The organism is Streptomyces sp. MK7, from assembly GCF_032658145.1.
GTDB lineage: Bacteria > Actinomycetota > Actinomycetes > Streptomycetales > Streptomycetaceae > Streptomyces > Streptomyces spiralis.
Map to the genome: position 1 here is coordinate 47,882 of NZ_JAVACL010000050.1, position 6,356 is coordinate 54,237.

Annotated in this window: 5 protein-coding genes; 2 read left to right on the forward strand and 3 right to left on the reverse strand. The window is 69.9% G+C overall.

All coding sequences use genetic code 11. From position 1 onward, the window contains the following. Window position 1 precedes the first annotated feature (1 nt). A complete protein-coding gene (locus tag R2S09_RS34245; protein ID WP_316745267.1) occupies window positions 2–2,347 on the reverse strand; it encodes an FdhF/YdeP family oxidoreductase in 2,346 nt (781 codons plus the stop codon). A gap of 226 nt (window positions 2,348–2,573) precedes the next feature. Continuing rightward, a complete protein-coding gene (locus tag R2S09_RS34250; protein ID WP_316745272.1) occupies window positions 2,574–3,200 on the reverse strand; it encodes a DUF1345 domain-containing protein in 627 nt (208 codons plus the stop codon). Window positions 3,201–3,376: 176 nt separating this feature from the next. On the opposite strand from R2S09_RS34250, the gene R2S09_RS34255 reads away from it, so the two are divergent. Further along, entirely contained in the window at window positions 3,377–5,152 is a 1,776-nt protein-coding gene (locus R2S09_RS34255) for an FUSC family protein (RefSeq protein ID WP_316745268.1), read from the forward strand. Window positions 5,153–5,205: 53 nt separating this feature from the next. Here the strand turns inward: R2S09_RS34255 and R2S09_RS34260 are convergent, their stop codons facing one another. Then, on the reverse strand, window positions 5,206–5,583 hold the full coding sequence (locus R2S09_RS34260) for a DUF488 domain-containing protein (RefSeq protein ID WP_306189064.1): 378 nt from the start codon (window positions 5,581–5,583) through the stop codon (window positions 5,206–5,208). A 193-nt stretch (window positions 5,584–5,776) separates the two neighbouring features. Here R2S09_RS34260 and R2S09_RS34265 point away from each other — a divergent pair, with 193 nt between their 5' ends. Next, window positions 5,777–5,986, forward strand: coding sequence for a DUF2945 domain-containing protein (locus R2S09_RS34265; protein ID WP_306189045.1), 210 nt, complete (start codon window positions 5,777–5,779; stop codon window positions 5,984–5,986). Window positions 5,987–6,356 lie beyond the last annotated feature (370 nt).

Sequence of the window (6,356 nt, forward strand, 5' to 3'; positions counted from 1 at the left end):
ATCACCGCTCGCTTCCGGCGGTCACGCTCTGCTGCTCCTGCTGCTCCTGCTGCTCCGTGCCGCGCGCGGCAATGGGTTCCAGGCGTACCACGACGGCCTTCGAGGTGGGTGTGTTGCTGATGTCGGCGACGCTGTCCAGCGGTACCAGGACGTTGGTCTCCGGGTAGTAGGACGCGGCGGAGCCCCGGGATGCCGGGTAGGCGACGACGGTGAAGTCCTCCGCGCGGCGCTCGGTCCCGTCGTGCCAGACGCTCACCAGGTCGACCTGGTCCCGGTCGGCGAGTCCGAGGGCGCTGAGGTCGGCCGGGTTGACGAGGACGACGCGGCGGGCGTTGTGGATGCCGCGGTAGCGGTCGTTCATGGCGTACGGAACGGTGTTCCACTGGTCGTGGGAGCGCAGGGTCTGCAGCAGCAGATGCCCTGCGGGCACGTGCGGCATGGTGAACTCGTTGCGGGTGAAGACCGCCTTGCCGCTCGGTGTGCGGAAGACCCCGCGGTTGACGGGGTTGGGCAGCTTGAAGCCGCCCGGTTCGGCGACGCGGGCGTTGAAGTCCTCGAAGCCCGGCACGACACGGGCGATCCGGTCCCGGATGGTGCCGTAGTCGGACTCGAACTCCTCCCAGGGGATGGCCGGCTCGTCCCCCAGCGTGCTGCGGGCCAGGCGGCTGATGATCGCGACCTCGCTGAGCAGGTGCGGGGAGGCCGGCGCCAGGCGTCCGCGGGAGGCGTGGACCTGGTTCATCGAGTCCTCGACGGTGACGAACTGCTCACCGGTGGCCTGGACGTCCCGGTCGCTGCGGCCCAGCGTCGGGAGGATGAGGGCGGTGGCACCGCAGACCGTGTGCGAGCGGTTCAGCTTGGTGGAGATGTGGGCGGTGAGCCGGCACCGTCGCATCGCCTCCTCGGTGACCAGGCTGTCGGGTGTCGCGCGGACGAAGTTGCCGGCGACGCCGAGGAAGACCCGGGCGCGGCCGTCGCGCATGGCCCGGATGGCGTTCACCGAGTCCAGGCCGTGCGGGGCGGGCGGGGTGAAGGCGAACTCGCGGCCGAGGGCGTCCAGGAAGGACCGGGGCATCTGCTCCCACACGCCCATGGTCCGGTCGCCCTGCACGTTGCTGTGGCCGCGCACCGGGCACACACCCGCGCCGGGCCGGCCGATGTTGCCGCGCAGCAGCAGGAAGTTGACGACTTCCCGGATGGTGGGAACGCCGTGCTTGTGCTGGGTCAGCCCCATCGCCCAGCACACGATCACCCTCCTGCTGTTCAGGACCCGCTGGTGGACCTGCTCGATCTCCTCGCGGGTGAGCCCGGTCGCGGTGCGGACGTCGTCCCAGGAGACCGTCCGCGCGTGCGCGGCGAAGTCGGCGAAGCCGGTGGTGCGGTCGTCGATGAAGTCCTGGTCGAGCACGGTGCCGGGCGCCGCGTCCTCGGCCTCCAGCAGCAGGCGGTTGAGCGCCTGGAAGAGGGCGAGGTCGCCGCCGGGCCGGATGTGCAGGAACTGGTCGGCGATCTGCGTGCCGCGGCCGATCACCCCGCTGGGCTTCTGCGGGTTCTTGAAACGGATCAGGCCGGCTTCCGGCAGCGGGTTCACCGCCACGATCCGGCCGCCGTTGCGCTTGGTCTGCTCCAGGGCGGAGAGCATGCGCGGATGGTTGGTGCCGGGGTTCTGCCCCACGACGAAGATCAGGTCCGCGTGGTGGATGTCGTCCAGCGAGACGCTGCCCTTGCCGACGCCCAACGTCTCCTGGAGCGCGAATCCGCTGGACTCGTGGCACATGTTGGAGCAGTCCGGCAGGTTGTTGGTGCCGAAGGCACGGGCGAACAGCTGCAGGAGGAAGGCGGCCTCGTTGTTCAGCCGCCCGGAGGTGTAGAAGAGGGCCTGGTCGGGAGAGTCGAGGTCCCTCAGTTCCCGGGCCAGCAGATCGAGCGCCTCGTCCCATCCGATGGGTTCGTAGTGGGTCGCGCCGGGCCGCTTGACCATGGGTTCGGTGAGCCGGCCCTGCTGGTTGAGCCAGTAGTCGGACCTGCCGGCCAGTTCGGCGATCGGGTGTTCGCGGAAGAAGTCCGCGGTGACCCGGCGGGTGGTGGCCTCGTCGTTGATGTGCTTGGCGCCGTTCTCGCAGTACTCGTTGCGGTGCCGTCGGCCCGGCCCGGGCTCCGGCCAGGCGCAGCCGGGGCAGTCGATTCCCTTGACCTGGTTGATGTTCAGCAGTGTCAGAGCGGTCCGCCGCACCGAGGTCTGTTCCAGGGAGTACTCCAGCGCGTGGGCCACCGCCGGTACGCCCGCGGCCCAGTGCTTGGGCGGGGTGACGGACAGGTCGTCGCTCGGATCCTCGATGCCGCTCATCGTCCGGTCTGCCTCTTCCTGTCGTATTGTCCGCGAACATTCACTCGGGCTGCGAGGCAAGCCTCCGCCCCGTCACGGCAGGCAGTCAAAGAGGGATTTTCGATGAGCTGATCGGCGCCGTTTATCACTCCTCTGGGGGCTGGTTCACCCGGTGAGACAGCCGCCGTTTATCAGGCGATCGACGGGCCCTCTTTGACCGGAGCGGCACATCACGCGATGCTGGTGCTCAGCGCGTGAGGACTCCTGCGACGAGATTGATGGCGGTCGCCAGAATGCTCGTGCCGAACACATAGGAGAGAAGACAGTGCCGCAATGCCATGGCACGGATCCCCGAACGTGAAATGCCGGTGTCCGACACCTGGTACGTCATACCGAGGTTGTAGCTGAAGCAGAAGAAGTCCCGGTACGCGGGTGGGACGCCGGAGTTGAAATCGATCCCGCCCTCGGACGACCGGTAGGAGAGGTACGCGTAGCGGGTGGCGTACATCAGGTGCAGCGCCGACCAGGCCATGAACACGCCGCAGAGCGCCGTCGCGGCATGAACGGGGTCCGAGTTGCTGAGCAGTAGCACCGCGATGCCGAGCAGTCCGCAGCAGGCCGCCGCGATCACGACGAGTTCCTCGGCCACGGGCCGCAGGTCCTCGCGTCCGGCATGGCGGTGTGTCTCGGCCGCGTCCATCGGCCACAGCACGATCCAGCCCACCACCACGAAAAAGGTTTCCGTCGCGGCGATGCCCGCCAGGACGCCCATCGGGATGTCGGTCGGCAAGGCGACGACGGCGCCGATCACAGCGCCCACGGTCACCGCGCAAGCAAGCCGCGGAATTACGGAGAGCGGCAAGCACGTGCTCATGCGCCACCACACTAGCGGCATTTCCGCTGCCCGGCGCGGACCTCCGCACCCGTCCGGAGCATTGATCCCGTACGTCGGATCCTGTGCGTCGATCCCGTAAAAGCGCCGGTCCCGCACAGCATTTTTCCCGAAATCATTGATCCCCCCAGAAGCAGGGCAGAGGACACACACCGACGATGCCGTTTTCGCGCAGGCGCTTTCCCGCCGTGTTCAGGGGTGGCCGGCCGCGCCCGCTCTCCGGAGTGGGCCGGGTGCTCTCCCCACGCGGTGCACTGGCCGTGCACCAGGTGGACGGGGCCTTTCTCTTCGCATTGCGCGCGGCACTGGCCATGGCGCTGGTGGCCCTGCCGATCGTCCTTGCCGGGCGGCCCGATCTGGCGGTGTACGCCATGCTGGGCTCGTTCACCACCACGTTCGGGCGGAATCTGCCCTACCCACGCCGTGCCCGTGTGCTCGCGCTGGTCGGGGTGGCCATGACGGCGTGCGTGGGCTGCGGTGCGGCCCTGGCGGCGCTGGCCCAGCCACGGGCGGGCGGAGCCGGTGCGGTCGCGGTGGTGCCTGCGACGGCCCTGGTCGCCGGGCTGGCCAAGTTCGCCTGTGACGCCGCCCGGCTGGGCGGGCTGGGCGCGGTGCTGCTGCTCTTCTCCTTCGCGGTGGCCGCGAACAGCTCCACCGCCCTCGCCGACGTCCTGCCGAGGACCGGGCTGGCCGCCGCGGCGTCGGCAGTGGCCTGGGGGCTGGCCTTGGTGGGCCGGCTCGTCCACCCGGACCGGCCCCAGCGTCTCGCCGTCGCCGCGGCGCTGCGCGCGCTGGCGGAACTCCTGGACTCGGTCGGCGCCGGGAAGGCGACGGGGCGGAAGCGGCACCGAGCGACGGTGGCGGTCCTCAACGCGTACCACTCCCTCGGCCTCACGCCGCCCGCGGACGTGCGGTGCACCGGCCACGAGGGGGCCTGCGCGCGTCTGACGGACATGTCCTGGTGCCTGCTGATCGGCTCCGCGCGGCCGTCGCGCGATGACGTCCCCGTGACGCCGGAGCGCCTGCGGCAGCAGGCCCTGCTTCTCGCGGACCGGCGCCGCCGGGTCACCCCGCTGCTGCCCGAACTCGCGTCCCGGCCGGCGGCCGCGGCACGTGGCGGAGCCCGCCCCGTGACCGGGCAGGCCGCCCCAGAGGCCGGCCCCGCCGTCCAGCGCGCCTCCGAACTGATGCTGGGACCGCGCCACCGCGGCCCCGGCCACATCTCGGCCAGGGTCGTTCCGGCGCTGCGGATGACCCTGGGCACGGGGGTGGCCGGCGGGCTGGCCCTTCTGCTGGGCCTCGGGCACGGCTACTGGGCGGCGATCTCGGCGGCCGCGGTGCTGCACTCGGTCAACATCCGGACGACGGCGCAACGTGCCGCCCAGCGGACGCTGGGCACCGCCGTCGGACTGCTGATCGCACTCGGCGTGCTGGCCGCGCACCCGGATCCCACGACCCTCGCCCTGGTGATCGTGCTCCTGGAGTTCCTGCTGGAGTACGCCGTCGTCCGCAACTACGGTCTGGGTGTCGTCTTCGTGACGCCCCTGGCCCTGCTGCTGAGCGACATGGCCGTCCCCGTCCCGGCAGGTGAGCTCGTCCACGACCGCGGGCTCGCCAGTTTCCTGGGGATCGCCGTGGGGCTGATCTGCGCGTTGCTCGTGGTCGACGACCATGCCGCGGTGCGGGTGGAGAGCGCGCTGGCCGCGTGCACCCGGGCGGCGGAACACGCGGAGCGGGCGCTGGCCGGTCCCTGCGGACCGCCGCCCCCTGACATCCAGGTGCGCCTGGCCGAGGCCGTGGTGGAACTGCGTGAGGCCGACGACGCCGCCGCGGGCGAGCTGTGGCCGGCGGGCATCGATCCCGCCGAACTGGCCGCGGCGGAGCAACGCGGTTACCGGCTGCTGGAGCGCCTCCTGCACCATCGGCGGGAATGACCCCCGGTGGGAATGATCCGGACGCGCGGGAGCGAGCGAGGGCCGGTGCCGCTTCAGCCGGCGTCGTGCGGCTCGTCCTGGTTCAGCCACCGCGCGAGCACGGCGGCCTCGCTGTGGTCCGCGTCCTTGGTGGCGGTCAGGAGCGTGACCTTGTCATGGGCGGCCAGGTCGCGCAGTTGTTCCACTGCCTGCTGATGCTCGGGATCGTGCAACTCGGCGATGTAGCGGCGGCGGAACTCGGCGAAGCGTTCCACGTCGTGGTGGTACCAGTGGCGCAGGTCGGTCGAGGGTGCGACGTCCTTCAGCCACTCGTCCAGGTCGGCTTTCTCTTTGCTCACGCCACGCGGCCACAGCCGGTCGACGAGCACCCGCTTGCCGTCCTGCGGTGAGGGTTCCTCGTAGATCCTGCGGTAGGTGACGTGTCCGGCCATCCCGGCACCCTCCAGTTCGATCGGCCGTCGGCGGTGGACGGCGGCGCCCTGTGGCGCAGATATCACCCGGCCGGCCATTTTATCGCCGGACGACAGGAACAGCCGGGCGCGGCAACGGATCGCCGACACTCCGGCCGCGTGCGACCATGAAGAAACCAGTGCCCACGGAGAGGGCGCATCGAAGGGGCCTGGAATGGTGAAGCAGTTCGACGTCGGAGATCATGTGCGGTGGAATTCGGAGGCCGGACACGTGGAAGGCGTCATCATCAAGAAGCACACGCACGACGTGGACTACAAGGGTCATACGCGCCGCTGCTCGAAGGACGATCCGCAGTACGAGATCAAGAGCGACAGGACCGGCCACATCGCCATGCACAAAGGAAGAGCCTTGACGAAGCTGTAGAAGCCGAAGCTGTAGAAGACGAGGGCCACCGCATCCGCGGCCTCGCCGACGCCGTCGCGGGCACCGGCTGACCTCGCTCTTCACCTTCAGGCCGGAGCGACACCAGAAGTCAGGCCACTGAGCCCCGCCGTGCGCGCGATGCGACACATGACGTCTTTTGGATCGCTCGACAACGTCTGTTGTGAGGCGGTCCAGTGTTGCCCCGAGAAGCTGCCGGGGCCGGCGCCCGGGGATAGCTTGGTCGGAGAGACGGCAATTGTTGCGCACCGATCAGACCTCCGACGGGAGGCCTGTGCGACAGCTCATGACCACCCGAAATGCACATCTGGAGTTGGTTCTCATGTCGATGTCGTTCGGCTCAGGCTTCGGT

Bases quoted from the DNA above. Each gene is read 5' to 3' on its own strand.
- R2S09_RS34255 (WP_316745268.1), top strand. From the start codon at position 3,377: ATGCCGTTTTCGCGCAGGCGCTTTCCCGCCGTGTTCAGGGGTGGCCGG.
- R2S09_RS34245 (WP_316745267.1), bottom strand. From the start codon at position 2,347: ATGAGCGGCATCGAGGATCCGAGCGACGACCTGTCCGTCACCCCGCCC.
- R2S09_RS34260 (WP_306189064.1), bottom strand. From the start codon at position 5,583: ATGGCCGGACACGTCACCTACCGCAGGATCTACGAGGAACCCTCACCG.
- R2S09_RS34265 (WP_306189045.1), top strand. From the start codon at position 5,777: ATGGTGAAGCAGTTCGACGTCGGAGATCATGTGCGGTGGAATTCGGAG.
- R2S09_RS34250 (WP_316745272.1), bottom strand. From the start codon at position 3,200: ATGAGCACGTGCTTGCCGCTCTCCGTAATTCCGCGGCTTGCTTGCGCG.